The sequence below is a fragment of the Streptomyces sp. NPDC091377 genome (assembly GCF_044757045.1).
In the GTDB taxonomy this organism is placed as follows: domain Bacteria; phylum Actinomycetota; class Actinomycetes; order Streptomycetales; family Streptomycetaceae; genus Streptomyces.
This window is the reverse complement of record NZ_JBIVUE010000026.1, coordinates 1-26646: the sequence shown is the minus strand read 5'-3', so window position 1 is coordinate 26646 and position 26646 is coordinate 1. Positions and strand designations below refer to the sequence as shown.

At 69.9% G+C, this 26646-nt stretch carries 30 protein-coding genes and 2 pseudogenes; 21 read left to right on the top strand and 11 right to left on the bottom strand.

What is annotated here, in order from left to right:
• The first annotated feature begins 433 nt into the window (after nucleotides 1-433).
• The 4 genes from ACIQNG_RS35375 (at nucleotide 434) to ACIQNG_RS35360 (ending at nucleotide 3960) form a co-directional block, all read left to right on the top strand.
• Nucleotides 434-1912, top strand: coding sequence for a transcriptional regulator (locus ACIQNG_RS35375; protein ID WP_401490864.1), 1479 nt, complete (start codon nucleotides 434-436; stop codon nucleotides 1910-1912).
• Nucleotides 1909-2751, top strand: a complete 843-nt coding sequence (locus ACIQNG_RS35370) for a DciA family protein (protein ID WP_401490862.1) — start codon at nucleotides 1909-1911, stop codon at nucleotides 2749-2751. Before ACIQNG_RS35375 ends, ACIQNG_RS35370 begins: the two co-directional genes overlap by 4 nt.
• Nucleotides 2715-3149 carry a DciA family protein gene (locus tag ACIQNG_RS35365; RefSeq protein ID WP_401490860.1) on the top strand — a complete coding sequence of 145 codons (435 nt, stop codon included), beginning with the start codon at nucleotides 2715-2717 and terminating at the stop codon, nucleotides 3147-3149. Before ACIQNG_RS35370 ends, ACIQNG_RS35365 begins: the two co-directional genes overlap by 37 nt.
• 229 nt (nucleotides 3150-3378) lie before the next feature.
• Complete coding sequence (locus ACIQNG_RS35360; RefSeq protein WP_401490858.1) at nucleotides 3379-3960, top strand: GIY-YIG nuclease family protein; 582 nt, start codon at nucleotides 3379-3381, stop codon at nucleotides 3958-3960.
• A gap of 776 nt (nucleotides 3961-4736) precedes the next feature.
• On the opposite strand, the gene ACIQNG_RS35355 is transcribed toward ACIQNG_RS35360, so the two are convergent.
• Nucleotides 4737-7046 carry a hypothetical protein gene (locus tag ACIQNG_RS35355; protein ID WP_401490856.1) on the bottom strand — a complete coding sequence of 770 codons (2310 nt, stop codon included), beginning with the start codon at nucleotides 7044-7046 and terminating at the stop codon, nucleotides 4737-4739.
• 95 nt (nucleotides 7047-7141) lie between these two features.
• Between ACIQNG_RS35355 and ACIQNG_RS35350 the strand changes: the two genes are divergently transcribed.
• Complete coding sequence (locus tag ACIQNG_RS35350) at nucleotides 7142-7471, top strand: hypothetical protein (RefSeq protein ID WP_401490855.1); 330 nt, start codon at nucleotides 7142-7144, stop codon at nucleotides 7469-7471.
• Nucleotides 7468-7878: pseudogene (locus ACIQNG_RS35345) on the top strand (DciA family protein); the annotation flags it as partial. The gene ACIQNG_RS35350 and the pseudogene ACIQNG_RS35345, both read left to right, overlap by 4 nt.
• Nucleotides 7879-8202: 324 nt before the next feature.
• On the opposite strand, the gene ACIQNG_RS35340 reads toward ACIQNG_RS35345, so the two are convergent.
• The 5 genes from ACIQNG_RS35340 to ACIQNG_RS35320 form a co-directional block, all read right to left on the bottom strand.
• Nucleotides 8203-8448, bottom strand: coding sequence for a type II toxin-antitoxin system RelE/ParE family toxin (locus ACIQNG_RS35340; protein WP_401490999.1), 246 nt, complete (start codon nucleotides 8446-8448; stop codon nucleotides 8203-8205).
• The gene (locus ACIQNG_RS35335) at nucleotides 8445-8705 is read right to left on the bottom strand and encodes a type II toxin-antitoxin system Phd/YefM family antitoxin (protein ID WP_401490853.1); all 261 of its coding nucleotides are present in this window, start codon (nucleotides 8703-8705) and stop codon (nucleotides 8445-8447) included. Before ACIQNG_RS35335 ends, ACIQNG_RS35340 begins: the two co-directional genes overlap by 4 nt.
• Nucleotides 8706-8793: 88 nt before the next feature.
• A complete protein-coding gene (locus ACIQNG_RS35330) occupies nucleotides 8794-9924 on the bottom strand; it encodes a pentapeptide repeat-containing protein (protein ID WP_401490852.1) in 1131 nt (376 codons plus the stop codon).
• Between the two features lie 592 nt (nucleotides 9925-10516).
• Complete coding sequence (locus ACIQNG_RS35325; protein ID WP_401490850.1) at nucleotides 10517-11920, bottom strand: VanZ family protein; 1404 nt, start codon at nucleotides 11918-11920, stop codon at nucleotides 10517-10519.
• An 85-nt stretch (nucleotides 11921-12005) separates the two neighbouring features.
• Nucleotides 12006-12416 (bottom strand): hypothetical protein, encoded by a 411-nt coding sequence (locus tag ACIQNG_RS35320; RefSeq protein ID WP_401490848.1) that lies wholly within the window; start codon nucleotides 12414-12416, stop codon nucleotides 12006-12008.
• 938 nt (nucleotides 12417-13354) lie between these two features.
• Between ACIQNG_RS35320 and ACIQNG_RS35315 the strand changes: the two genes are divergently transcribed.
• Entirely contained in the window at nucleotides 13355-13603 is a 249-nt protein-coding gene (locus tag ACIQNG_RS35315) for a hypothetical protein (protein ID WP_401490846.1), read from the top strand.
• Entirely contained in the window at nucleotides 13600-13839 is a 240-nt protein-coding gene (locus ACIQNG_RS35310) for a hypothetical protein (RefSeq protein ID WP_401490844.1), read from the top strand. Before ACIQNG_RS35315 ends, ACIQNG_RS35310 begins: the two co-directional genes overlap by 4 nt.
• A gap of 160 nt (nucleotides 13840-13999) precedes the next feature.
• On the opposite strand, the gene ACIQNG_RS35305 is transcribed toward ACIQNG_RS35310, so the two are convergent.
• On the bottom strand, nucleotides 14000-14329 hold the full coding sequence (locus ACIQNG_RS35305; protein WP_401490843.1) for a hypothetical protein: 330 nt from the start codon (nucleotides 14327-14329) through the stop codon (nucleotides 14000-14002).
• 401 nt (nucleotides 14330-14730) lie between these two features.
• Nucleotides 14731-15252, bottom strand: a complete 522-nt coding sequence (locus tag ACIQNG_RS35300) for a hypothetical protein (protein ID WP_401490842.1) — start codon at nucleotides 15250-15252, stop codon at nucleotides 14731-14733.
• 39 nt (nucleotides 15253-15291) lie between these two features.
• On the opposite strand from ACIQNG_RS35300, the gene ACIQNG_RS35295 reads away from it, so the two are divergent.
• From ACIQNG_RS35295 to ACIQNG_RS35270, 6 genes are all read left to right on the top strand, one after another.
• Nucleotides 15292-15666 carry a hypothetical protein gene (locus tag ACIQNG_RS35295; RefSeq protein ID WP_401490840.1) on the top strand — a complete coding sequence of 125 codons (375 nt, stop codon included), beginning with the start codon at nucleotides 15292-15294 and terminating at the stop codon, nucleotides 15664-15666.
• Between the two features lie 183 nt (nucleotides 15667-15849).
• A complete protein-coding gene (gene tap, locus ACIQNG_RS35290; RefSeq protein WP_401490838.1) occupies nucleotides 15850-18093 on the top strand; it encodes a telomere-associated protein Tap in 2244 nt (747 codons plus the stop codon).
• A 12-nt stretch (nucleotides 18094-18105) separates the two neighbouring features.
• Nucleotides 18106-18663 (top strand): telomere-protecting terminal protein Tpg, encoded by a 558-nt coding sequence (tpg, locus tag ACIQNG_RS35285; protein WP_401490836.1) that lies wholly within the window; start codon nucleotides 18106-18108, stop codon nucleotides 18661-18663.
• A gap of 74 nt (nucleotides 18664-18737) precedes the next feature.
• Nucleotides 18738-18920 (top strand): hypothetical protein, encoded by a 183-nt coding sequence (locus ACIQNG_RS35280; protein ID WP_401490834.1) that lies wholly within the window; start codon nucleotides 18738-18740, stop codon nucleotides 18918-18920.
• Between the two features lie 155 nt (nucleotides 18921-19075).
• Complete coding sequence (locus ACIQNG_RS35275) at nucleotides 19076-19285, top strand: hypothetical protein (protein ID WP_401490832.1); 210 nt, start codon at nucleotides 19076-19078, stop codon at nucleotides 19283-19285.
• A complete protein-coding gene (locus ACIQNG_RS35270) occupies nucleotides 19282-19416 on the top strand; it encodes a hypothetical protein (RefSeq protein WP_401490830.1) in 135 nt (44 codons plus the stop codon). The genes ACIQNG_RS35275 and ACIQNG_RS35270 overlap by 4 nt, the downstream gene beginning before the upstream one ends.
• Nucleotides 19417-19424: 8 nt before the next feature.
• Here ACIQNG_RS35270 and ACIQNG_RS35265 read toward each other — a convergent pair.
• Nucleotides 19425-19951 (bottom strand): annotated as a pseudogene (locus tag ACIQNG_RS35265) (DUF6233 domain-containing protein).
• Nucleotides 19952-20041: 90 nt separating this feature from the next.
• Here ACIQNG_RS35265 and tpg (ACIQNG_RS35260) point away from each other — a divergent pair.
• The 7 genes from tpg (ACIQNG_RS35260) to ACIQNG_RS35230 all read left to right on the top strand — a co-directional run bounded on the left by tpg (ACIQNG_RS35260) (nucleotide 20042) and on the right by ACIQNG_RS35230 (nucleotide 23471).
• The gene (tpg, locus tag ACIQNG_RS35260) at nucleotides 20042-20632 is read left to right on the top strand and encodes a telomere-protecting terminal protein Tpg (protein WP_401490828.1); all 591 of its coding nucleotides are present in this window, start codon (nucleotides 20042-20044) and stop codon (nucleotides 20630-20632) included.
• 103 nt (nucleotides 20633-20735) lie between these two features.
• Nucleotides 20736-21416 carry a hypothetical protein gene (locus tag ACIQNG_RS35255; RefSeq protein ID WP_401490826.1) on the top strand — a complete coding sequence of 227 codons (681 nt, stop codon included), beginning with the start codon at nucleotides 20736-20738 and terminating at the stop codon, nucleotides 21414-21416.
• A gap of 333 nt (nucleotides 21417-21749) precedes the next feature.
• A complete protein-coding gene (locus tag ACIQNG_RS35250) occupies nucleotides 21750-22022 on the top strand; it encodes a hypothetical protein (protein ID WP_401490824.1) in 273 nt (90 codons plus the stop codon).
• A 227-nt stretch (nucleotides 22023-22249) separates the two neighbouring features.
• Nucleotides 22250-22588: a hypothetical protein gene (locus tag ACIQNG_RS35245; protein WP_401490823.1), complete on the top strand. Its 339-nt coding sequence runs from the start codon at nucleotides 22250-22252 to the stop codon at nucleotides 22586-22588.
• A 15-nt stretch (nucleotides 22589-22603) separates the two neighbouring features.
• Complete coding sequence (locus ACIQNG_RS35240) at nucleotides 22604-22891, top strand: hypothetical protein (RefSeq protein WP_401490821.1); 288 nt, start codon at nucleotides 22604-22606, stop codon at nucleotides 22889-22891.
• Between the two features lie 74 nt (nucleotides 22892-22965).
• A complete protein-coding gene (locus ACIQNG_RS35235; protein WP_401490819.1) occupies nucleotides 22966-23199 on the top strand; it encodes a hypothetical protein in 234 nt (77 codons plus the stop codon).
• On the top strand, nucleotides 23199-23471 hold the full coding sequence (locus tag ACIQNG_RS35230) for a hypothetical protein (protein WP_401490817.1): 273 nt from the start codon (nucleotides 23199-23201) through the stop codon (nucleotides 23469-23471). The genes ACIQNG_RS35235 and ACIQNG_RS35230 overlap by 1 nt, the downstream gene beginning before the upstream one ends.
• Nucleotides 23472-24447: 976 nt before the next feature.
• Here ACIQNG_RS35230 and ACIQNG_RS35225 read toward each other — a convergent pair.
• Complete coding sequence (locus ACIQNG_RS35225; protein WP_401490815.1) at nucleotides 24448-24864, bottom strand: hypothetical protein; 417 nt, start codon at nucleotides 24862-24864, stop codon at nucleotides 24448-24450.
• A 59-nt stretch (nucleotides 24865-24923) separates the two neighbouring features.
• Nucleotides 24924-25544, bottom strand: a complete 621-nt coding sequence (locus tag ACIQNG_RS35220; RefSeq protein WP_401490813.1) for a hypothetical protein — start codon at nucleotides 25542-25544, stop codon at nucleotides 24924-24926.
• Nucleotides 25545-26646 lie beyond the last annotated feature (1102 nt).

Sequence of the window (26646 nt, the reverse complement as noted above, 5' to 3'; positions counted from 1 at the left end):
ACCCCCTGGCGGTCGATGGTGCCGCCATGACCTTCCTCCTTACCTCTTTCTGCCCGCTCGGCCGGTCCGGCCCGGCGGCAACCACAAGCTGTCTACCAGCACTTCGCCCGAGTGGGTCCATGAGTGCCGTGACGGCGGAGGCCGCCGTCGAGAACCGCATGCCCGCGTGTGGGATCCCCGGTCTCCCGGCCGGTGCGCACGAAGGTGTCGTCCCGTCAGGCGGGACGGAATGCAAGATTGTTGCCCGCCGTGTGGGAGCACCGGGGGTGATCCGGGCTCAGCGGGCTCTGTCCACAGGCCGCCTGGTGCAGGGTCGGCGGATGGATCACGAAGCGCGCGTTTTGCCTGCTGAGGGGGGTGTCCGCTTTGGCGTGTGCAACCGCCGGGTGACGACACAGGCGATCTTCACCGCACCGGCCGGGACGGTGGGCCGATGAGCGGCACGGCGGCACCGGTCGCCGCGCTGATTCCTGCCCCGCGTCCGTCGGCCGACGGCGTCGCGGTCTCCGTGCTGCCCGCGACGCTGTGCGTGCCGGAGGCGTCGCAGTGGCTGTCGGCGTCGGCGGGGCGGGTCGCGCTGGACGGCTACTCCTGGATGCAGGCGGTCCACTGGGTCGCCGGGTCCGGGCTCTACAAACCGCGGCGGCACCGGTCGCACGGGCCGCGCAGCTTCGGTGCGACGACGGTGCGCGTCGCCCAGGAGCTCGCGCAGCTGTTCCCGTGCCGTCCGGGGATCGAGTACCTGGTGCGGCGCACCGGGCTGTCGGAGCGGTCGGTGGAGTACCACCTGGGGATGCTGCGGGAGGCCGGGCTGCTCGCGTGGATCGTGAAGGGCACCCGGGTGTCCGGCGGCCCGGCGCAGGCCAGCGAGTTCGCGCGGATGATCCCGGTGGAGTTCGACGCCGCGCTGGGGATCCGCACGGTGCAGCGGGACGAGGGCGCTCCGGCGTACACGCGGGCGGTGTCCGGGATCGCGGAGGCCGGCCGGGAGCTGATGGCGAAGCTGGCGAAGAAGGCGGCCCGCAAGGTCCGCAAGCCGCGCTCGAAGACGTCGTCGAAGTCCCCGGCGAAGGCCTCGGTGAGGGGTGCTGAGCAGGGGGGTGTGACGGCTGTTTCGGATGAGGTCCGTTGCACCCCAATGCAGGTCAGTACCTCAGCGTCTTCTACTGCGGGTGATACTTCCTCCCCCCCTGAGAGCAAGCTCGCAGGCGGGAAGCACGAGTCCCCCACCCCGAAGAAGTCCAAAGCGAAGGCCGGCGGTCGCCGCACGCTGAACAAGACCGGCCGCCGCTTCCAGCTGGCCGGGGAGCTGATCCGCCAGGTGCCGTGGCTGGCAAAGGCTGCGCGGCCGCGGATCGCGTGGGTTGTGCGGGAGGTCGCCGACGCGGGCTGGACCGCCGATGAGGTGATCGCCTTCCTGGACTGCGCGGACGCCCCCCAGCAGGTCCGGCGGCCTTCCGGGTTGCTCGCCCAGCGCCTGGAGAGCCCGCTGCGGCTGTGGCCGACCGCGGAAGGCCGGGCCCGTGCGGTCGAGGCCTACCGGGAGTCCCGCCGCGCGGAGCACGCCCGGCACGCCGAATGGGAAGGCTCTGACGGCCCCACCAGCCAGTTCGTCGCTCGCCTGTTCCGCGAGACACGTGCACGGGTCAGTCGGCACGACCAGCCTGCCCGGCTGCTGTACACGCTCACCGTCGACGACGTCCCGCCGCAGCCGCCGAAGCTGTCGGAGGACGAGCGCATCGACATGTACGCGGCCGCGCAGAAGGACCCGTCGCTGGTCACCTCGATCGCCGCCGCGCACGGCGAGACCTACGCCCGCTACGTGTTCGGCGACGACGTCGTCGACCTGGTGCTGCGGATGCGCGGCACCAGCCACCTGGTGATCAACCGCCCCTGGGAGGAGTACGCATGAGAGAGAATCTCGCCCCCAAGCTGTCGGGCGTCGACCTGGCCCGAGTGGCGCTCCAGGCCGCCAAGGCGGCGGCGAAGAACCGGCCCGTCGACGCGGCAGGAGGCGGTGCTGCCACCCGACGCGCCCGGCCGTCGCGGCGCACCGGTGGCCGTGATCCGATCACGTTCGCCGCGGCGATCGACAACCTGGTGACCGAGCGGGCCTGGGAAGCCCCGGCCGCGGCAGGCAGCGTCATCGACCGCTGGGCCGACATCGCCCCCGAACTGGTCGGCAAGGTCAAGCCCGTGCACTACGAGCCAGCCACCCGGCAGCTGGACCTGCTGCCCGTCTCCCCGGCCTACGCCACCCAGCTGCGCCTGCTGGGCAGGCAGCTGATCGCCAGGATCAACACCAAGACCGGCCAGGAGACCGTCAAGGAACTGCGCGTCCTGGCCCCGGGCAACCGCGCGGCCGCCCCGGCTGACACCGAAGCGGACCGTGAAGGCTCACCGGCCGCGAAGGCGCCGGTGAAGACCCGCGAGTTTGCCTCCGATGGCTACCACCAGGCGCTCGCCGCCCACCAGACTGCCCGGCCCGACCGGCACGTCGACCCGGCCATCGCGGAGGCGATCGAGTCGCAGACCCGCGCCCTGCGCGAGCTCAGCCGGCACGCGTTCCCCGACCCGGACCCCGGCGACCAGCCCAGCCCGATCGAAGCCGCCCGGGCCCAGCGCCGCTGTCAGGCCGCCGCCACCGAAGCCGCCGCCCTTCGACGGGCCCGTGCCGAGCGGGCCCAGCGGAGCGGAGCGGCGGCGGCAATGCCATGTGGCGAGACGGTCGGCCGGAAGGAAGCAAGCTGATGCCAGGGGCACCTGCATTGAGTTCATCCGAGCGTGACGCCTGGTGGCGTGAGGCGATCGGCGAAGCTGCGGCTAACTGGGTACGCCCCACCCAACTCGATGCCGAAGGGAATCTGCACGTGCGGTGCCTTGCTTCTGCCTACTCGACGCAGATCAAGCTGAGCAGCAAGGAGCTGACGCGTCGGCTCAACGCAGGTTGCCAAGGGCGCGGTGGATGCGGCGGACTTGGCTGGCGTGGCGGGTCGCGGTGTCGTCCAGCGACGTCAGGCACCCGTCCATCCAGCTCGCTCGCCACAGGTGTGGTCGCCACTCGCCCCGGGGGCGCGCCTTGGCTGTGCGTCGGGGGTGCACGTTTTCGACTGCCAGCGGGTCGCGCGGTATTCGGCCAGGTCCGATGACTTCATGCCATTCGTCGGCAACCGCCTCCAGCATCAGCCAGGACCGGCTACACAAAAAGGCCGGGTCCCCTGCAGCGCCCAGACCGGCGAGGCAGGCGGAGTCCCAGCGCGGCCCTTCCGCTGAGTGGCCGGTGGAGTTTGACCGACCGTGACGACATCCCGGAAGGATCACCATAACCGTGGCTCACCCACCCCCACCTGCACACCCTCAGAGCGGTTGGACACTGCGGTGACCAACGACCAGGGGCCGACCGAGTTCGTCTACCTTGTCGGAGCCGAGGGCCTGGACCTGGTGAAAATCGGCACGGCGGCAGACGTGGCCAAGCGGGTCCGCGCGATGCAGACCGGTCTCCCGCTGACGCTGTCGGTGCTGTGGACTTGTGAGGGCGGCCGTGAACTCGAAAGGGCCCTTCACCTGGAGTTCCAGAAGTACAACCGGCGCGGCGAGTGGTTCGACCTGACCAGCCTGGGCGACCCGGTAGCCATCGTGAGCGAAGCAGTTCGGAAGCTCGCGCCAGGCTTCGGTCTGCCCGTCCCGCCGCCGCGTACCTCGCCGGATGTAGCGGAAGCGCCGGTGACCATTCTGGTGCCCGGCTGCGTTCGGCTTGAGCGGACGCTGACCAGTCGGCCCATGACCTGGTATGAGTGCGAGGATTTCGAACTACCACCTGCCTCTGTGGCTTTGGCGTCGGTTTACCGGACCGTGCAGTACAGCGCAGTCGGCGAAATTTTGGCCGTGACGCAGACCCTCGTTCATGGTGAGCACTCGCTCCCGAAGGGCTTCTCAATTGCTGAGCTGGACCGAAACTGATCAGACCGGAACTGATCAGTCTGGTCGCCGGCCAGTAGAACAGCACCGGTGCGCCGTGCGGTCCTGCCGCCGGGCACCGCGCCCGTGCCCGGGCCGCGTCCGAGGCTCCGGCCGCCGGGCGTGACGCCCCGGTCGCGTCGGTGAAGACGCGGGAGATGGGGTCGGCCGGTTTCCACTGGGCGCTCGCCGCCCACTAGGCCGTCGTGCCTCCGAACCGGGTGGATCCGTCGATCGCTCAGGTGGTGGAGCGGCAGTCCGCCGCGATGCGGGCGCTGAGCCTGCATGCCTTCCCCAAGCCGGAGCAGCCGGTGGACGATGCGCCAGCCCGATCGAGCAGGCCCGTGCCGGTCGCCGTCGGGAAGCCGACGCCTCACACGCCGCAGCGGTCCGCCGGGCCCGAGCAGAACGCGCTGCCCGTCAGGGCGGAACGACGGCCGCCATGCCGCAACCCCGTGAACTGCGGCCCAAGGCGTGATGGGCGCAGCTGTCGTGAAGTCGCTGGTCGACCATGCGCAGCGGGGACGTTCGACCTGTGCCCCAACTCACCCAACTCCGCCTCATCACCGCCCGGATCGTCACCACCGCCGACAGCACGGTCGGCACCGACGCGGTCCGCACCGTACAGGTCCTGCCCCCACGCACCGGACCGCCGGAGCCCCCGGACGTTCCGCACACACTGGTGAAGACCCGTGAGACGGCATCACCCAACGCCTTGAAGCCCACTGCTGCGCCCGGGGTGCCAGCGAGGGTCCATGAGAGCTCGCGAACTTGCGGCTCTACATGTCGGAACTGTCCGATGGCATCTGTTCGAGGACGCGGTCGGCGAAAGCTTCGATGATTCCCTCGACAGCTTCCTTCTGCGTGCCGGTCAGCAGGTGCTGGGCGGCCAGGCACGTGGCGAGAACCGCTTCCTGCGGATCGTCGAGCAGGCGGAACATCTCCTGGTACAGCGTGGTCATCTGCCGTGCCGTATGTGCTTGCTGCCGCTGCTCCAGGCTGGGGCGCGGGGCGAACGCCTGCGCCGTCAGGTACTGGAGGTTGTCGGTGAAGGCGTCCGGACTCCACTGGCTCCGCTGTGTGCGCAGCCATCCGTTGAAGGCTTCCGTCAGCCCGGTGGTGTCCTTTTCGTCCGGGGCCGCTTCCGTGTCATGCGCCTCTGCTTCTCTGGGCGGCGGCACGGGAGCCGACGGCGCGTCCAGGGGCTCCGGCAGCACGGGGTGGGGAAGCATTGCGGCAATTTGGGGGACGCCTGTGACGAAGGGGTCGGCTTCCAGAACGGTGTAGAAGGTGGTGCGGGTGAGGGCAGCCAGAGCGCTGGGATCGATGGTGTAGGGCTTGATCGGCGTGCGGTTGTCCCCAGCTGTTGCCGCCTGCTGCAGATACGTCTCCAAGCAGTTGACGGCGAAGGTGCTCATGTTCGCCCGGGGAGCCTGCGGGTTGCGCTGCGCGGCGTCGGCCGCGGAGCGGGCAGCCCTCCATACGAGGTTGTTCAGCTCGCCCAGGGTGAGAGTGCCGCTGCCACGGAGCGTGAATTCTTTCAGGCGCGTCAGGTGGGTGTCGGGAACCGGCGGAAGGTGCCGCTTCTCCAGTTGGAGGTCGAAGTACCGCAGTGCTTCCGCAGCGATGAGGTCCTGGACCAGCTCCAGCAGTTCCCCCTGCCGCTGCTGGTCGAAGGTTGCGAGCGTTAGACGGGCCGTCAGATGGCGGGTGAGGTTCTGCGCCGCAGTTCCCATCGAGGACCCGAAGCGCACGTAATGGATTGCTTCACGGGGGAAGTACCTGTCGGTCAGCTCAGGATCCGCCGCGGCATCGAGGTCACCGCCTGCTGCGGTGACGGCTGCGGTGAAGGACTCCGGTGCCCAGACGAACGCCTCGGGGCTGCTGTCCGGATGGATGCGCAAGAAGCCTCGTTGCGCCAGCCGTCCGACGGAGTTGCTCTCGGGGGAGGGGTCCAGCGGCGTGTCCCAGCACCGGACAGGGCCAAGGGGCGAGGAGGAGGGCGCGTAGTGCAAGAACGCCAGGGCGGTGGCCTCATCCCGCAGATCGGACTCCGGCAGCGGTACGTCGGGGGCGAAGGCCACCTGGTACCGGGTACGGATCTGCTCTTCCTGCTGCTCCACCCACCGCGCCCGCAGAATGTCCACCGGATCAGGCCTCCGGTAACGCGCCTGTGGGGCAGGCCGCGCATCAATGCCTTCCGAGCGTGGAGTCTCCCGGCGTCTGGTCAGTTTCTCCGCGAAACCCGGTGTGCACTCCACGCATCGCTGGGGTTCGCCCAGACACGCCTGGGCGAACGCCGTGCGGGATGTCAGGCTGAGCGGGCCCCCGCACTCCGGGCAGGCCCTGTCCGGCACCCATGCCCATGCTGCGGCGCCCGCTGCGATGTGTGCCGCTCCCCAACCGCTGGTGTCAATCGCCCGCACCGGCCCCGACCACACTGGTTCCCCCGTGACAGAGTCCAGGTGCGACAGCGCCCAGTACTGACGGGCGATGTCAGCGAGTTCCGCTGCAGCACCCTCGATGTACTCCAGCTCGAGCCTCGGGCCTTCTTCACCGCCCGCCGCTGCCAGCTCCTCCGCGTCGTTCTCGCCGGGTACGGGCTTCTGTGCCGCAGGGGCAGCGCTCCCGAGGGCCACCTGAAGTGTGCCCTGGCTGTCCTCCGCCTCTGGCACATCCCCGCCTGTGTCCTCAACCAGGCACACCGGACAGCGGCCTGCATTCTCACGGGCGCTGGTCAGCGGGGCGACCTGCGACCGGCTGCCAGCACGAGGAGCATTACCGCAGCGAAGACACTCCAGGTCAATAAGCTCGGCATGCGACGCAGCAGTCACCTGCTGGGCGACCCACCCACCTTCCCCGAGATCCACGACGCGGTTGGTCCAACTACCGTCTGCCTCCCTGGACCAGTAGCGCAGCACCAGGTCCCGTACCTCCTCGGGAGTGCCTGGCTCGATCACGATCCGCAGCGTCGCCCCCGACTTCGGCGTCACGTACGTCAGCTCTCCAGGAACGTCCTCGCCGAGGACGTTCCATCCCGGCGCGGAACCACGCTTCTCCTCACGGCGGCGACCACCACGCTTCCCCATAAAAGCTCCTCAACACACCGATCTCACTTACTCGGCGTAATGCTATGTGTTCGCGCTGTTCGCCAGCCCCACGACCGGAATTCGCGGTCACACCGATGCCCGTCTCGTATCGCGACATCGCTGCGATGGAGCCGCACCCAGCTGGCGCTTCGCAGGCACCTCTGCAGTCCCTCCGGTCCGAGCAGGGCCGCCCCTGGATCCAGCACAACCTCAGCGACGCGGACGCCGTCGCCGCCGCGACGAAGGCCGCCGACGACGCCAGGGAGCGCACCGCGCAGTACCTCCTGGCGGCGCGGCTGGAGCAGCTGCGCGAGCAGGCCGCCGCCCGCACCGAGCAGACCGCGGCCGCGCCCTGGACGGAGCGGCTGCCCGAGCTCGCCGCGCGCCCGCTGGACGGCGACGCCACCGGGACGGTAATCGCATGACCGGCGAGCTGAGCGGCGTCGACCTCGCGCGCCAGGCGCTGGTCGCGGCCCGGGAGGCGGCGAGGAAGAACGGCGCCACCGCCAAGAAGCCGAAGCGGCGCACCACCACCGTCGTCCGACGCGACGGGCGCGAGCCGCTCGGGCTCGGCGCGGCGATCGGGATGATGATGACCGAGCGCGGTCTCGCCGCCCCGGCCGCTGGCGGCAGCGTCCTCGCCGACTTCGGCAACATCCTCGCCGCGGCCGCTCCCGAGCTCGCCGGGCGGGTCCAGGCTGCGGGCTTCGACGCGGACACCGGCCGCCTGGACGTCGTCCCCGACGCCCCGGCTGTCGGCACGAAGCTGCGCTGGAGCGCCCCGAAGCTCATCGCGGCAGCCAACCAGGCGGTGCCGGAGGCCAACGTCCGCTCCCTGCACGTCCTGGCGCCCGCCCCCGTGAAGGCCGGCCCCACCACGACGGCGGCCGACCCGGCCCCGCAGGCGACCCCGCCCGCCGCGCCGGTGGAGCGCCGGCCGCCGCCGGACGGCTACCACCGCGCGATTGAGGCGCACCGCCAGGCCGCCCGGCCCTCCCGGGTCGACCCGGCCATCTCGGACGCGGTCCAACGGCAAACCGCCGCGATGCGGGAGCTGTCCCGCCGCGCTTTCCCCGAGCCCGAACCGAACGGATTCGCTCAACAGCAGGTCGCGCGGGACGTACCCGGGAGCGACGTCTGGCACATGACGGGTCGGTCAGCGTACGCGTCCGAGGTGGATGACGCTGACGCGGATCTGCTGGTCGCTAATCTCGTACATCACGCGGTAGGCGGCGACGTGGATGCGGAGCAGGCCCGAGCTGCCGAATGCGCCGTCGGGGCGGGGGTTGTCGGCGAGGCGGTCGACGGCGGTGAACACCTGCCGTACTCCGGCGGGGTCGTCTTTGGCGAACCGCTCCGCCTGGGCGAGGGCTTCCGGCTCCCAGATGACTTCGTAGCTCACGCCTCAGTGCCGCCGAACACGCGCCGGTACGCCTCGTCATGGGAGACGCCGGCGTCCTCGCCGCGGGCCTGGCGGGCGCGGTAGGCGGCCAGGGCCCGCAGCTCCTGCAATTCCAGGGCGTCGGCGGGGCTGACCAGTATGGCCACGGTCTGTCCGTGGTCGGTGATGGCGGCCGGCTCACGGGTAGCGCTGACCTCGCGTGCGATAGCGCCGAGCCGGGCGCGGGCTTCCACGATCGAGTACGTCGTCTCCGTCATGCACACCACTGTACAGAAGTGTGCACACCCTGGCTTTGCATTCCCGCGCCCGGCGCGGAGAGGACCGTTTCCGCCTCCTCTGAATGGGCTACGGCGGTGAGGCCAGCCAAGCAGAGGGAAGGGTGACCATTACGGAAGGAGAAGGATCGACAGCGGTAAGAAGCCCGTAGGGAACTGGACCAGTCGCACCGGTGAACTCAACCGTGCTGCCGGAGAAGGTCGCATCGGTGAAGTACACGGTGCTGCCGGAGAAGGTCGCATCACCGAAGTACACCGAGCGGGCGGAGAACGTCGCGCCCGTAAAGTTCACGTTGCTGGTGGAGAACACGGCTGTGCTGAAGGACACCAGGTCGGCGGAGAAGGTCGCATCCCTGAAGTCCACGCTGCTGCCGGAGAACACGGCGAAGCTGAAGTCCACCATGCCACCGGAGAACACCGCGCCTCTGAAGTCCACCATGCCGCCGGAGAACACGACGCCGCCGAAGTACAGCATGCCGCCGGAGAACACGGCGCCGCCGAAGTCCACCCATCCGGTCGAGAACTCGGCGCCGGCGAAGCTCATGTTCGTGTCGACGATGACGCCAGTTAGATCGAGATCGCAGCCCTGCCAGGATCGGTGGGTTCCCCGGGGACGTCGGTAGTGGTCGCCGATGAGTCCCAGGATCGTGTGGCGGACCTTACGGAAGGCCAGGTAGCGGTGATGTTCCTCTTGATGTGCTGGGTCGTCGCCGGGGTCGGGGGTGAAGGGAAGTTGGAGGTAGGCGCACAGAACGTCGATGCAGGTCTGGCGCAGGCTGTCATCGGGGGCGTCGTCGGCGAGTCCGGCCAGAGCGTGGACGCCTCCGAGTCGGACGGCTGGGGAGTCCGATCCGAGGTTGTCGACGGCCTGAGAGAAACGTTCGGCGTGAAGCCGGGTAGCTTCCCGGTGGGCGCCGGCCTCGTCGACACGCTGGCGGCGGTAGGCGACGACCAGGGCGACGAGCGCACCGGCCCCGGCGACCACTCCGAAGGAGATTTTCACCAGGTCAAAGAGCGTTTTGGCATCGAGCTTCGCGGTGGTGTCGATCTCCTGGAAGTCCAGCAGGTACACCAGGCCGTAGAAGACGCCGCCAGCCACCAAGACCGCAGTGACGAAGGTGACGAATAGGGCCCGGCCCACCCCCCACAGTCGCAGCTCTCGATCATCCCGAGTCGATCGCGGCCGCCGGTTGAGTGTCATGCCGATGGAGACACCGCTTCACCATCAGCGGTTGCAGCAGGTGCGAGAAACCGATTCCGCCCCTCAGGTAAATGGAACAGCGCCCGCCGGGAGATCCGGACAACCTCTGCGTACGCGGCCCTGTCACCCGGCCGACTGCCATGATCGGCGGATGAACTCCCCGGAGAACAGTGCGGGCCTGAGTGCCACCGGCGACCCCGTCGTCACACCCGAGGACCACCAGGTCGATGTCGGCCTTCATCTTGAGGAGGGCACCCTCGTCCGCGACGGCAAAGTCCTCGTCCCCGTCGAGCCAGCGCGCGGAGGCCGGCCGGGGCGTGGGCGCCGCCGAGCCGCACGACTGGGACGTCGGATCCGAGTTTGTCGACGGCCTGGGAGAAGCTGACGGCCGCTACACCTCCAGCCACGGCCGGCGCCCAAGACCGGCCGACCAGAAAGCCCGCTGCGAGCACACAACTGAGCACGAGCAGAGCCACCAGCCGGCCGCGGCCGGCGCCAGCAGTGCTGATGTTGTTTCGGCCGACGGGCAGTCGTGGCTGCGCCAATGCGTCGCGGCCGCCTTCCCGCGCGGCCAGTGCCCGAGGTGCTGGTGTCAGCTGGTCTTGAGGCGGAGCCCGCCGGCGTCGTACACCTGGCCCGTGAGAGCGTTCACCCGATAGGTCTCAACGGGGGCCGGTTCCTGTGCGTTGTCGGTCTGTCCTTCGTGGGACGACGTCACGTTCACAAGCCAGTAGGGCTTCCATGTGCCGTCCAGGTCGTCCGCTTTGACGGTGAAGGCTTCGGTCTGGAACTCGGCGTCGGTGCTTCCGTTGGCCCGCAGCTGTGCCTCTACGGCCTTGCTCACCGCGTTCTCGGCCTGTCTGGCATCGAGTGTGGCCTTGGGAAGGTCTGTGCGGGTCGGGCCGAGGGTGACGTCGATCTGGGACACGCGTCCGGTCGTGTCGATCTGGACGTCCAGCATCCTGGGCATCAGGACGTCGTTGTGGGTCCACCGCCAGTTCGTCATCCAGCCCAGGCCGGCCTTGTCGCCGACGGGATCGGTCTCCTGCACGGTCGCGCTCTTCGCCCACGGGTACTGACGGCCGGCGTACGCCTGAGCGATCTCATGTGCCTCCTGGGCGGTGGAGGGTGGCTTCGCCCCCTCCACCGGGTATCCCATGCCGGTGGGCCGGTCGCTGTCCTCCAGGAGCACGTTCAGGTGCCTCTTGTCCGGCCAGGAGAGGCTGCCGTACCCGAACGTCCCGGACCGGCCCTGCTCACGGCTGTACAGGTTGAAGATGATGTTCTTGCACGATGTGTCCAGGCAGGGCTGCTCGTTGAGCTGCCCGATCGTGTACCGGTCACCGAATGCCTCCTTCACCGCCGCCCCGACGGCGCGCTTCTGTTCAGCGTCCGCTGCGGAGAGGCCGCTGCCGTCGATGTTGGTGAAGTCGAGCATCGGGCGGGCGACGCCCGAACCCAGCAGAAGCAACGCGACGCAGGCGATCAGCGAGCCCTTCACGCCGCCCTGCCAGAGCAGCGACCTGCGCACCATGGGGACAGCCGTGGCGACACCGATTCCTGTCAGCCCACCGATGATGTTCATCTCGGCGTCCGAACTGTCGCACACGCGCCCCAGGCCATCGACCGTGGCCTGCGTGAACTCGATGGCCAACGGCAGGGCGACGACGCCGACCACGGCGGGAAAGGGCCGTCGCACGGCCAGGAGTGCGCAGACGCCGACAGGCACCATCATCGCCAGGTTCCACAGTCCCTGTGTGGTGTGGAAGGGCTCGGCGAACTGGTGGTTGAGGACGCACATGCCACTGGCCGGGCCGGCGTCCATGAAGGTGACGCCGAGGACACCGGTGACAGTGAAGGCCAGTCCACACCACCACAGGCCCCGGGAGTTCCCCACTCGGCGTGCGAGCGCCCACGCCACGCCGCCGAGGACCAGGGCGGTCACGGTGCACGCGACCAGATAGCCGACATGATGTTGGAAGATCGCGGAGAACACGGCGCGGTCCTTGCGTAGTCAGAATGAGGCGGGCTCGGAGGCCACGGGCCCCGCCTGATGAGACGGGGCCCGTGGGGTGCTGGTTTCAGCAGTGCGTGGAGGGTGTCTGGAACGTACCGCCGCTGTAGTTCAGGACACCGGTCATGCTCTTGCAGTAGGCACTGCTGCCGAGGGTCCACGACTTCTTCACCGTCGAGCCCGAGCTGATCGAGAAGTAGGGGGAGTACTTCGTGGTTCCGGCGTATGTGTAGCCGAGTCGGACACTGACGGTGGATCCGCCCGTCTTGGAGTACGTGGTGTAGACGTTGGTGCCCGAAGTCTGCTTGTTGTACAGCACACCGTTGGACAGCTTGGTACACCGCTCCATGGGCTCGTTGGTGGAGGAGTAGCCAGAACTGCTGCAGTAGGCGGCAGCTGACGCGGTCGGCGCGCTGAGCATGACCGAGCCGGCAGCGATGACGAGGGTGGCCAGGGTGGCGTTGGCTCTGGAACGCATTGAAATATCCCATTTTTGTGCGGGGCATGCCAAATCGCATGCCATCCAATGACGGGGTTACTTGTCGATGATGTGACCATGTGATCACACGGCGTCTATGGTTGTGAAGATCTTTTTAGGTCTGCCGCCTGAGCTTCAGGAGGTGGCGCGCTCGGGCGGATCCTCGGCGCCCGCATCGCATTTACGAGATCCATCGGTGAGCATGCGGCCAGGACATCCACCCGCCACACCTTCATGACACAGCAGCTCACGCGAGGATCCCCGGATTCCGGCGCCGTGATGCGTGAGCAGTTGTGCGAGCTGGTGGCGGCCCGGGCCGAGGCAGTCGTGTCCGCGCGGTGGACAGACCGACTGCCCGAACTCACCGCGCGGCCTCTGGACGATAAGGCCGCCGGGTCGGTGATCGCATGACCGAGTTGAACGGCCTCGATCTTGCGCGTCAGACCCTGGCCGCGCCCTGGTGGTGAACAGCAACGGGAACCAGGCCGATCGGACGAGGCCCAGGTCGGCCTACCGGCCGCCGCCCCGGCGCCACGCCATCAGCGGGACCGACGCGAAGAGCCGGCCGCCCGCAGCCTGAAGGCCAAACGTCAGCTCGCCGACGAGCGGCCAGCGGCCCAGGTCCCGGAGATACCACGGGACCGGCGCCTGCGTCGAGACATGAAATGTGAGCTGACGGACCTCCCCAGCCTGCACGACGTTGGTGAAGCTGCCGCCCGAAATCTCATTCTCCCCCGCACAGGAACACGGTAGTTCGTACCCTCCGCCGACGGGTCGCCGCCCCGGCTCCGCAGGTCGGCAACGGATCCGCTTCCGCCGCCTTACCCCGCTGGGCCTCCGCGCCCTCCCCAGGCACTCGCAGGTGTGATGCGGACCGGTGTCGGCAGCGGGCCGGGGTGGTGTGCGGCTACCGTGGCCGGTGTCGGAAGGAGAGCGTCGTGGCAGATCCGCTGCGGACCTGGGTGGATGGCCGGGAGGTCGACGTCCCCAGCACCATCCCTGCGATCCGAGAGGCCCTCCCGGCGGAGCGGCGGGCCGACTTCGACCGGGCCGTCAACACTGCGGGCGTGCACGAGATCCACGCCGTGATGCGGCACTGGATGCTCGAAGCCGTCCCCGACCCCGAGGCCGACGCCATCGAGGACCGGCTGCTGCGCGAAGAGGCCGAACGGCGCGGCGCCGCGTGAGATACCGGATCACCTACGCCCCGCCGGCCGACGACACGCTGCGGAAGATGAACGGCCGCACCGAGTTCGAGGCCGTCATGGCGCGCACGATCGCCCGGGACCCCTACGGACACGGCTCCACCCCAGTGGGCGCGGACCGCGACCGGCGCGAGGCGACCATCGCCACGGCGATCGTCCGGTACGTCGTCTCCGGCACCGTCCTCACCGTCACCGTCGTCCGCCTCATCGCCTTCTGACGAGCCCCGCGGACGCGGCACGGCATCCGCGCCCGCGGTCATGGACGGTGGCGCGGCCGGACGGAGGGGCCACCGCTGTCTCCGTCAGCGGCCGGCGCTGGCGGGGCAGGGCCCGCAGTGAGGCTTCGGCTAGTCCGGCGTAGGCGATCCGGTAGGCCATCTACGCGGCTTCGTGGCCGCCGAGCGGGACCAGGTCGCCGTTCTCGTCCAGAGTGACGACCCCGCTGTAGTCCCCGGCCCGCAGCCGGGCGACCTCCGCGTCGGTCTCCTCGACCGCGCCGGGCACGGTCTCCAGCGCCCACCACACCAGCCGCAGCGTCCGCAGCTCCTCCGGCGCCCCGGCGGCGTCGAGCTCGGCGAGCGCGGCGTCGAACTCCGCCCGGCGCTCGTCGGGCAGGGCGGCGCGGATACCGTCGGCGGTGCTCGGCAGGGCGACCGTCTCCCCGCCCACCTGGGTCGACCAGGGGCCCGGGGGTGGAGTGCTGATCATCGCTGGACCTTTCTCCACGGGGGTGCCGTACGGCCACGGTACGGGGCGCGGACGGGGCACCGGTACGGCGCGCGGTGTAACCGTGTGCCCCCGGGCAGCGTCAGGACCGCAATGGAGGCTCAGCACTGGGACGATCCGCCGTGCTGGCGGGAGCCCGGGCGGTCTCCTTCAGCGCGACGCGGGCGTTCCGGCCGAGCTGTCCCAGTAGGGGTGGGCGGCGATCCGGGCGGACAAGGTCAGGAGCCGGCGGCGGTACGCTGCCGCGCCCGACGGGGTGGCCGCGGTCTCGGCGAGGTGCCGGTAGGTGCGGTACCAGGCGGTCTGGGTCTCCAGAAGATCAATCAGGACGGCCGCCCGGATCGTTCGGGGCGGCCGTCGTCTGCTTTTCGGTGAGATGCCGGTCAGTCGCCGGAGTCCTGGGGGAGACCGTCGTCCAGGATGATGCGGATGGTCTCGCCTTGTCCGGTGAGGTCGGTGAGTTCGACCGCGATGCGGTCGTAGGTGGTCATGGCGAGGGCGTAGTCGGCCTGCAGCGGGGTGGCTGTGGAACGGGTGTTCCACAGCTCGATGAGCAGGGCGATGAGGGAGCGTCCGGACAGGACGGTCTGAACGCGGCCTTCCTTGATGTCCTCGACCGAGGGCGGAGTGCGGAAGTGGCTGTGGTCGACGGCCAGGGCGGCGAGCCACTCCCAGGTGTCGCGGTGCGCGATCAGTTCGGCGGAGGCCACACCGGCGGCCTTCAGCAGCAGGACGCCGTGGGCGACCTGCGGATCCACCGCGTCGACGGATGCCTGCGGCGTGGCAGCAGAGGGTTGGCTGGCGGAGGTGCCGGTGCCCTGGTAGGCGGCCTCGATGGCGCGCTTCAGCGCGAGGTCCTGGTCCTCGCCGGTCTCGGGCTGCGGCCGGTGCCCGGTGTTCTCCATGGTTCCCCCCTGGGAGTCGGTGTCGGTTGAGACAGGCGGATGACCTTCGGTGTCGGCGCACGTGCCGTAGCCGGCTTCGGGTTCGGGTGGCTGCGCACCCTCGGACGGAACGAAGGGACGCAGAACGTCGACAAGGTCCAAGAGCTGCCGGAGCTCGCCTCGCGTCTCGTTCAGGTCGCTGATCATCCGGTCCTGACGGCGGCGGACCTCCCGGTTCTCCTCACGCAATCCGGTGACGCCCGCCTGGAGCTGCTCCAGGATCTTCAGGCGGCTCTGCGTGACGTCACCGTGCAGTGCGGTCAGCCCGACGGTCGGGTCATCGAGACGATCGAGACCTGCGAGTTGCTGTCGTATCGCCTCCAGCTCCTTCATGGCGTCGCCGAACGCGTCTTTCCACCCCACGTGACCCCCTGATTACTCCGAGCATGCGACCGCCCATATCTCCCCACCGGGAACTGGAGTGACGCGACGGTTTCCAGCCCTTCCCTGGCCAGGACCTTCAACCCTCTCCTCGCACGCCATTAGTACGCGTTCCGTACGGTAAAAGTGCGCGAGAGTTACGGTTCGTGGGGTAGGGTGTTGGTCAGGAGGTATTCCATGTCCGAGTTGTTCGATGCGGTCGACGCGCTGGTCGCGTCCCGCTCTGCTCTGCCGTCGGCGGAGGAGCGCAAGCGGCTGCGGGTCGCGCACGGTCTGACGCTGGACGACGTCGCCGGCGCACTGAAGGTGCGGCGGGCCACGGTGTCCGGATGGGAGTCGGTGAAGAAGCCGACCGAGCCGCGCGGCCCGGAGCGTGAGGCGTATGCCCGGCTGCTGAGGCAGCTCGCGGAGCTCTACCCCGCCTCGGGGGAGCCGACCGCCCCGGTGCCGGTCACGTTCACCGGTGCGCCCACCGCGGAGGAACCGCGGACTCTGTCCACAGGCCAGGCGTCCGAGGCTGCGGTCATGACTGCAACCGAGAACCCCCAGACCCCTGCCCCTGCTCCCGTTGCGGCTGCTCCGGCCGCCGCGCCCCGCCCGGCGCGCACCACCAGGCCGTCGTCCACCTCGCGTCGTCCCGGCGCGAAGAAGGCGGCCCCGGCCGGGACCCCGGCGGGCGGCACCGACCCGCGGTTCGAGAACGGGCCGCTGGCGGTCGTCGACGTCGAGGACGGGCAGGTGCTGGCGTACTGCACCGGCGGCCTGGTCCTGGACGTGCCCGCCAAGAGCATCCCGGCCCTGGTCGACTGGACGCTGCGCGAGGCCAAGCTCGGTCAGCCGAAGCTCGCCGGGCCCGGCAAGGACGCCGACCCGCTCATCGTCCTCACCGAGGCCGCGCTGGAGCGCTACGGCCTGCCCGTCACGCTCACGGAGGAGGAGCGCCTCGCCGGGCGCCTGCCCGAGGGCCACAAGGTCATCAAGCAGCTCATCCGCGTGGAGTGGAAGCTGACCAAGCGCGGGTTCGGCCCCTGGGCGCGGATCTACCGCCCGGCGACCGGTTCGGAGCGGGCCTGCGTGCAGCTGTGCATCCCGTCGTGGAACGCGCTGGACACCCGGCACTGGGGCGAGGCCGGGCAGCTCCCGCCCGCCGAACTCGCCCGCGTCCTGGGCGTGTACGCCTCCCGAGTGATGACGCCGCGCGGCTCTACCGCCGTGACCGGCCTGGAGCTGATGACCGCCCTGCACCCGCCGACCCGGGCCTCCGCGCCTGACGCCGACGGCAAGCGGCACTCCGAGCACAATCCCGGCAGCCTGGGCAAGGACGCCATCGACCCGATGAACTGGCCGCCGTGCGAGGTCCCCGACGGCCACCCCGTCCTCAAGGACCTGCCCCGCTTCCACGTACGCGGCCCGGCGGAGAAGCTGTTCGAGGAGGCGTACGACTGGGCACGGCCGATGACCGACGCGGAGTGCAGCCTGCGCTTCTTGGTCGGCATCGACGTCAACATGGCCTTCGCGGCCGGAGCCAACGGGCTGAACGTCGGCCTCGGAGAGGCGACGCACGTCAAGGCTCCCGCGTTCGACCCGAAGCTGCCCGGCTCGTGGCTGGTCGACCTGAGCCACGTGGACCTGTCCCGCGTGAAGGTCGGCAAGGAGTGGGTGGAGCTGGACGGCAGCCTGCTGCCGAGCCCGTTCACACCGCAGGGCGAGCGGCCCGAAGGTCCGGCCTGGTACGCGACGCCCACCGTGGCGTACGCGGTGGAGCTCGGCTACGAGGTGCGCCCGCTGGAGGCATGGGTGCGCTACGACAACGGCCGCTACCTGGACGGCTGGTACAACCGGCTGCGCGACGCCTACCTCGCCACGATGGCCGACCTCGGCGTCGACGCCGACCTGGCCCCGGCCGACTTCCTCGCGGCGATGGACGGCCACAAGGCCCGCGACCCGGAGCTGGCGATCGTCACCTCGGCCATCAAGGCGACGGTGAAGGGTGGCCTGGGCAAGCTGCGCGAGCGCCCGCGCGGGGAGGGCTGGCGGCCGGGCGAGCCGTGGCGCGCCCTGTCCCGGCCGACCTGGCGGCCGGACATCCGGGCGACGGTCATCTCCCGCACCCGCATCAACCTCCACCGCAAGATCGTCAAGCACGCGGCGTTCACCGGGCAGTACCCGATCGCGATCCTGTCGGACTGCGTCGTCTACGCCGCCTCCGGACCGTCGCCGCTGGACTTCCTGCCCTACCGGGAGGGCAAGCCGCTCCCGGGTGGGTTCAAGCTCGGCATCAACCCGGGCCTGGTCAAGTGGGAGGGCACGCAGGACGTCCTGTGGGGCGAGGAGGTCCGGGAGCGGTTCAACGCGCCGGAGCTCAACCTCGCCCGCTACATCAAGGACGGCACCGTCACGGACGTCGGCAACGGAGAGTAGGGGTAGGCCACGATGAGCCTGTTCGGGGACGGCCTGGACGCCGCCGTGCAGAAGGCGTTCACGCGCCCGGCGCCCAAGAGCGCGGGTCCGCAGATGCGGTACCTGGTCAAGCAGCTCGGCGGCACGAAGGCGGTCGCGCAGATGCTGCGGGTCTCCCAGCGCACCGTCGAACGGTACGTGAAGGACCAGATCAAGAAGCCCCGCGCCGACCTGGCCGCGCGCCTGGACCGCGAGGTGAAGAAGCGCTGGCAGCCCCAGATCAGGGCCAAGGCCAGGGCGAAGGCGGCGAGCACGGGCGGCATCGTCATCGACGCCCGCGCCCGCATGGGCTACACCGCACCGATCGGGTCCACGGACCAGAACCGCATCCGCCACCTGACCGTCGCCCTGCCAGCCCGCTACGCCGCCCGCCTCTTCGACGCCCAGGAGGCCGGCGCCACCGACCAGCAGCTCCAGGAGATCGCCGCCGAAGCCCTCAAGGAGGTGTACTTCCAGGACGGCGGCCGCCGCGCCGGCTCCCTGGAGGAGGTCCGGTTCACGGACATCGAGCACCTCGAATTCGAGCTGTAGGCGCCGCGCCCCGAACAGCCCGCGAGCCCGGACCGACACGGTCCGGGCTCGCTCGCGTATCCGCGGGGGGTCGGATGCTCAAGCACGCGATGCCCTGTCCAACGACGCTGAAGCGCCTCAGTCACCTGCACCGGAGCAAGGCGGGCGAAGCCGTCCGGCGGCTGCTCCCGCCTGCCTACGATGCGCTCGTGCGGAACACCAAGGCGTTCAAGGAAGCCGTTGCCCAGACGCTCGCGGAGCTGGCCCGCCAGGGGTGACCCTTGCGCCGGCGACCGAGGACGCTGCACCGGCTGCGACGGCAGCCGCGGCCCGGCCGGACACGACTGACCCGTCTCACTGAACCTTGACCGTTCTCACCGAACTTCGAGCGCGTCGTCATCGGCACACCGGAGACGTTGGCGATCGTTCGGCCATGGTCTTCATCCCCCCAGCTGACAGGCACTACTGCCTCGATCCGTGGTGCGAGAACCCGGACCCTGATCTCATCCCAGACGCCCTGTGCGGCTGCCACATCCTCACTGAGGCCGAGCTCGAAGAACGGAAGAGGAAGTACCTCCAGGCCCAGCAGGAGCGCCGTGAAGGCGGTGATCAAAGTTCGGTGAGAACGGTCAAGGTTCAGTGAGACGGGTCAACGACTGGGAAGCCCGGATGCGCACCATCACCGAACTGCAGCCGAACATCACCAAGTGGTTCGACCGCGACGTGTGGACCCGCGCCGTCAACGACGCCGGGTACACCGTCGCCCGCCGCTGACCTCCCGCTCACGTCTCTTCGAAGCCGTGCTCGAAGCCCTTGAGGACGGGGTCCAGTTCCGCGGCCGCGCCACACAGCGAGCACAGCCGCACCCCGGCTGCTCGGCTGCCTCCAGCGCCCGCTCCAGCGGCAGCACCGGCGCCCCGGCCGGCGCCTCTTCGCAGTCGACGGCGTGAACGACACCGCTCCGGCCGGGACCGCACCCGCCGGCCTTCACCAGCTCCCAGCCGGACGGCCGCCGCGGCCCCAGCGCCTCCTGGACGGGCGAGGGCTGCTCCAGGTACTCGGTGGGCACGGCGTCGTACGAGACGCCGTCCACGGGCCGCACATGCTGCGGTGCGCGCACCCAGACCCGGTACTCGGCAGGTTCCACCGTGTCGCCGGGGCCGTTGCGGTAGGCCGGGAGCCCGACCTCGTACCGCCGGCCGTCGCGGGCCTGCCGCCGGGACCACAGGTGCGCGACGACCTCCTGGTCCCCGGGCAGCAGCACCCGGATCGGCACCGGGACCGGCTCGGGGGAGGAGGGCGTCGTCACGTCTCCCACCGTACGGACGGACGCTGACAGCACCGGCCCCGGCGCGGGCGCCCGCCTCTGTCCACAGGCGAGCTGTGAGCCCCTGGAGGCATGAGCGAACACGAGCAGCAGCGGCCGGCCCCACGTCGTGGCAAGGTCCTGGAGGCCCTCGCGCGGGCGGAGCGGAAGGTGTTCACCCGGCCCGCGCCGAAATCCGCGAATGCACAGGTGAAATTCCTCCTCACGCGGGTGAAGGGGTCGGCCAAGGCCCTGGCGGAGCGCGTGGGGACCTCGCGCCGCACGATCGAGCGCTACCGCGCCGGGAAGCTGAAGACCCCGCAGAAGCGCCTCCAGGCCGCCTTGATGGAGGAGACCGAGTCCGAGTGGCAACCGCAGGTCAGGGCACAGGCACGTCAACAGGCTTCCACCTCCGGCGGCATGATGGTGGAGGTGACGGCGTACTTCGGATTCACGTGCTCGGGCAGCTCGGACGACGGCCGCATACGCACCATCACCACCCCGATCTCACCCACCTACGCGAAGCAGATCCTGGATCTCCAGGAGGCCGGAGCGACGGAGGAGGATCTGCATCCGATCGTCGCGGAGGCCATCACCGAGTCGTACTTCACGGAATGGGGCACCCGGGCCGATGGCCTGCGCGCGGATTTCACACACGTTCAAGCCATCGAGTTCCTATTCTGACCCGGTCGATTTACGCGCCTGCTATAAAACAATCCGGCGGGCCGCCGTACAGCGCTCTGACGACGGCCCGCTCCCGAATCCGCACCACGAATTGAGGCCGACGATGACCACGCCCTGGCCGCCCCGGCGCTCTGCCCGCCGTCCGCTCGCCCCGCGCGTCGCCGCGCCCCGCGAGCCGGTCGACCCGGCCCGGATCGGCCGCCGCGTCGTACGGCGACGGGCGAAGGGCATGGACGCCGACGCCGTCGCGGCCGCCCTCGAAGATGCCCGGTTCGACGCGCGGCAGGACTCCCGGCACGAGGACCTGGCCGACGACGTCCGCGGCCCGGCGGAGCTCGCGGAGTGGGAGCGCATCGACCAGCTGCTCGCCGCCGCGCCGGCGGACACCGTCTACGACCCGGACACCGACGACGTCGTCCGCGCCGAACTCGCGGCCGCCGCCGCCCGCGAGGCCGAACTGCGCGAAGCCGCCCGGGCCGCGGCCCGCGCCGATGAGCTCCAGGCTCTGCGCGAGCTCGGCACGCTGGAGCAGACCGAGCCCCGTACCGGGGACGAAGCCGTCCGGGACGAACTCACCCGGCGAGCCGGCGGGTACGTACAGGCCGACGTCGACGGCTGGCTCGCGCGCGCCCTGGCCGCGCATCGCGGGCACTACCGCGACCCGGCCGCCCGCAAGGAAGCCGCCGGCCTTCTCACCGCGCCGGTCCTCGCGCACGCCGCGCTGCTCGCCGAACCCGAAGCCACGGATGCCCTCGCCCTGCTACTCGCCCGCGTCCGGCCGTAGTTCGCACGGTCCGCTCCGCACCACCTGTGATCACCGAGGGTGACTGTCACGCTGTCACGCTGACCGGTGTCACACATCCCGATCGGACTGTCACGTCGGGGTGTCACGCTGACGATCCGGCCCGGAACCACGGGCCCGAACCCGGATTTGGGCCACCTCGCCGATCAGCGTGACACCCCTCCCGGAGCGGCTACGGTCCGCATCCGGCCGCGATCCCTCGCCCGCCTGAACAGTGGTGTCCCGTGCCACTGAACCTTGACCGTTTGCCACCGAACCTTGACGGACGCGAGTTAGTGTCAGCGAAGGTTGAGTACCGCAGGCCAAGGAGGCGCGATGTCCGAGCCCATCCCCGACGATTTGCGCTGCTCTCGCTGCGGTGTCCTGCCGGAGCCGCTCCTCTGCCTCGGCCACAACGCCGACGGCACGCCGTCCACCGACACGCCTCCGGCGATGCTCGCGCTTGAAGCCGCGCTGGGCCTTGCCGAGGACGCGCGCCGCCAGGCCGCCGGTGCCGTGCTCACCGATGCCCAGACCGTCGCGATGCTGCGTGCCATGGCCGACGACCCCGAACTGGGGGGCACCGGCAATGGGGAGCTCGGGCGCTGACCAAGCATCCTGAACAGCAGCGATGCCGATCAAACTTCGATGACACCGCTCAAGGTTCGGTGGCACAGGACAAGTGGGCCGATCTGTGTCATCACCCCCCTGTTTCCCCAGGTGGACACGCTCACCTGTGTCACTGTTCAGCTGATCTGTGTCATCGGACAGCGCGCCCTCGTACGAGCCGCCGGGATCGTCCCCGGGCGGCCCGGGGAGTGCGGAAGAATCGCCGGGTGAGCACCGACAGCGCCACCGCCGCCCTCTACGCCCAGGCCCTGCAGAGCACCGCCGCCGACCCGAGCCGGTGCACCGTGCCGTGGGGCGTGTGCCCCGAGCACGGCGGCACCCTCAAGTCCCGCGCGCGAGCCACCGAGGGCTTCGACTCCTGGTGCACGGACTTCACCTGCTTCAACGTCTGGCCGTACGACCGGCTGGACGCGGCCTGCACCGAGCCGGCCACCCACACCGTCCAGGCCGACAACGGCGACCGCTACGTGGTCTGCGACGGCCACGCCCTGACCGCCCGCACCCAGATCACCGACGGCCAGGTCCTGCCCGGCCTGCCCGCTTGAGCCCCGGCAGGAGCGATGACGACACACGACTACCAGGTCGTGGCACGGTGCACCGACCCGTCCCACCCCGGCGCCACCACCCTGATCTACACCACCCACGCCGCCTCGATCCAAGAGGCCACGGCGAAAGTCCAGAAGCTGCGCATCGACAAGATGACCCCGGGCCTCTACCGCATCACGCAGGTCACGGAGCGCGAACCGGAGTGCACCTGCGCCGACCCCGGCCTCGGAGGGAAGTGCGCCGGCGAACCCTGGTGCGCCAAGGTCGAAGGAGACGCGGCCGCGAGCCCCGTGCCCGACTGAGCAGAGCGGTCCCACCGCCGCCGTACGGCCGATACCGTGGTGGCACACGCCCGTTCGCGCCCTGGAGGCCCTCGATGAGCGAACAGCCGACCCCCGCCGACCACGCCCGGCAGCAGCTGGAGCCCGACGCCGCCGCCGGACTGCGCGCGTACGCGGCCCGGACCCGCGAGAGCGCCGACCAGCTCGCCGCCGTCCTGGAGGACATCGCCGCCAACGGCCTGCCCTCGGTGGAGGACTGCACGCCGTGGGAGGACCTGCGCGAGGCCCACCTCGCCCGGCTCGCCGCCCAGCGCCCGGCCATCGCCTGATGCCCACACCGCACGGCCCGCGCCGCGCCCAGATCGCGTTCTCCGACTCCGCCGCCAAGCAGCTGGACACCATCACCAGCGAAGCCGAACTGCACGCCCTGGACCGCGCCCTGGTCGTCATCTCCGTCGACCCCGAGGCCGGCGAACTCCTCCCCGGCGACAGCAGCGGCCCGCGGCTGCGCCAGTACGTCGACGACGTCGAACGGGTCCGCCTCGTGTACTGGGTGACGGCGTTGAAGACCGTGGTCGTCGTCGCCTTCATCGAGGTCTGACCCGCAACGTCGTGGACCGGGCCGACCGCGTGCTGCTCGCCCGCGTCATCGAGGCCGGCGCCGACTACGAGGACGGTCCGAAGAGGAAGACCTAGGACTGACTGACCAGATGACGAGCGCGTTCTTCTCACCCGCCGTAGGCGAGATACCGGTGGTAGAAGGCTGCGCGAGACCTCGCTGACGCGGATGTTCGGTTGGCGGTTCTGGTGGGTGCGCAGCATTCGCACGGTCGGGCGGAGCTCACCAGGGTGCCCGTCGCCGTCGAGCGTGCTTGATCCTTCCCGGCGCTGTGCGGCCTCCTGCGACGCTCTGAACATCTCCGGACTCCCGAACGACGATCACGGGCCTCTCGGGCCCGCACAGCGGCGTACAGCGCTTCGGGGCGGCGGGTGTCTCCGCGGTTCGTCTCCGGCACCGGTGATCTCGTCTCCCGGCCGCGAGCTCCGCTCTCAGAGGGGGGAGAGTTCAACCCGCACGTAGGTACTACAACTACTTACCTACATTGGGGTGCAAGACGATGCCCGGCCCGGCCTGCTTGGGCGGCCCCGCCGGCCTCCCGGCGCGGAGCCCCGCTGTGGACTTCCGGCACCACCCAGGTCCTTACACCCTTCCGCTTGCTGCTCGCCCGGCTGCTCCTGGTGGCGAAGGGTGCAAAGCCGTCTGCTGCGTCCCGCAGCACGGGCCGACGTGCAGCACCCGTGTCCCGCCTGGCGGGACACGGGTGCTGCACGGGTAGCAAGGCCAGCCTCACCAGGTACAGCAGTCCGGCCCGGCCGTCGGTGGTTGTTCTGCTGCTCCAGAACAAGCCGGTTCACCTGGTGCTACCGCCCACCCCACTGCGCGGACCGCACGGTGGCCCGCGTTTGTTCTGCTCCTCCAGAACAAGGCGGTTTAGGTAGTGCTACCGGCTCGGTGGAGGGCATGAAGAAGGCGCCGCACTCGTGGTGCGACGCCTGGGGCCTTCGGCGGGACGGGTTCAGCCGGTGGCGGCGAGGTTGGCCATCTGGGCGGCGAACCGGGCCCGTCGCTGCTCGGTGAAACGTTCGGGCTCGGCGGCTCGGATCTCCGGGATCGGCATGGGGTAGGCGACCTTGCCGCCGGTGAGGAGCGGGTGGAGCTGGTAGAGGCCGTCTTCGAGGCTCCAGGCGAGTCCGCACTCGCGGAGCTCCTTGAAGCCGCGGTTCACGGTCGGCTTGCTAGCGCCCAGCTCGCGCGCCATCTCGTTCTGGCTGATCGCGGCGGTGCCGGCCTCTGGGTCGCTGAGGTACAGCAGTTCGTCCAGGACGCGGCGGCCGGCGGTGGAGACGTCGACCAGGGCCAGGAGGCGAAGGACGTTACGGGAGATCGTGACGGGGGCCTCTGTGGGAGGGCTGGGGACGTAAGAGCTGCTCACGGAGCCTCACCACTTTCGATCAGGTCGACGCTGCACCAACGAGGATATGCCGGGCGAGGTCATGCGCTCGCCTTGCGCACGGGCCGCCGCTGCCGGAGCGTGACGACCTTCTCCTTGCGGCGGGCGGCCTCGGCGGCCTTCTTCTCGGCCTCCCGCGCCTGGCGCCACTCGGTGGGGTAGTCGGCGTGCGGAATGATGCAGGCCGGGCCCTCCGCGCCGTTCCACAGCGCCTGCCACTTCTCCTGCTCGCCGGAGGTGCCGGCCACCGTCAGCCACGGGTTCAGCTGGAGGACACCGCGCTTGGCGGTGCGCATCCAGCCGATGTGCGCGAAGAACTGCGACGCCTCGTTCACCGAGGCCGCCGACAGGTTGCACCGGGCCTGGAGGTCGCGCTGGTTGGTCTTCACGAAGCCACGGGCAGCAGCCCGGGTCTGGTCGTCGGCGCGGTTCGCGTTCTGCAGCGCCACGAGCTTGCACCAGACCTGGAACCACGAGCCGGGCATCTTGAGACTGCCGAGGACGTCCATCAGCAGTCGAGCGTCCAGCACATAGCCGCTGCACTCCGCGCTCGCGGCGAACTCGCGGCCCTTGATCTTCTCGACGCCCAGGATCAAGCCGCCCTTGCCGTCCGACCGCGCGACAACGCGCTCGCCGGGGCGGACGATCGGCAGCTGGTCCATCAGCACAGTCCTCCAGAGATGATCAACGTTTCAGCCTGCACGGTAGCACTAGGTAAACCGGCTTGTTCTGGAGGGGCAGAACAAACCGTGGCGCACAGTCACCTGATGACCCGTCATGTTCGGGGTGCGTTTGTTCTGGATCTCCAGAACACCCGGAACGCGTTTGTTCTGGAAACCTAGAACAAACGGTTTCGCATCACCGCAGGTCAGCGGCGGTTTCGGCGCGGAGCGCTCTTATGTGTCACTAGACACCGGCTGGCACCTGAACCCCGACCGCCACGCCGCGCACCGCGCGGCACAAGCAGCTGACAGCAATGGGCGTGTCGCCGCCGACAACCACCGGTTCGAGGGTGCCGGCCTCCGTGGCTGAGCTCGCTTCGCGTGCGGCGCTGCGGTCCGGTGCGAGCTCGGGACAGCAGCAGCGGCTCTGAGTCTCGGGCGGTGCCGACCGTGACGCTCAAAAGCACGGAAGCGTGGCTGGTGCCGGTGGACGGTTCCGCCGCCCGGCCCCCGGGGGCCGGGCGGCTCCGGTACCTCCGCACGCCGGAATTCAGGCTTTCCGCTATCCGGGGTACTGTTCTGTGGCTGAGGCTCACAGCGTCCCAATTTCGTAATTCCTCGCCTGAGTATGGGGTGCGAAATACCGGCACTGACCACTCATCAAATCGCGCGCTTCGCCCGGGTGGTTGGGGGTGTCCCGTGTTTTCGCCAATGCTACATGCTGCATCAACCTGATGCACGCGGTACACTGGAACCCACACGAACGAGCGACCCCCTCCCTCGTAGCCAGCCCGGCCCGCGTCAGCAGGCCCCAACGGTTCTGGAGGCGCAGCCGGAAGGACCGTCAGGCGGGGGAGCGCAGCGGACCCGCCCAGGAGTCCGCAGGACTCCCCAACTCCCTGACTGGCGGCCCCACTAGCCGCACCTGACACGCCCTCAGCGGGCGAGCCCGCACCGGGCGCCGCGCCGGTCGCGCAGCGGCCAGGCCCCACCGGATCCTGGAGCGCAGCGGAGGGATCCGCCCGTGCTCCGCACGGGCAGCGGGAGCGCAGCGACCGCCCCCCTTGCATATCGCGCAGCGATATGGTACCCGCTCCGCGGG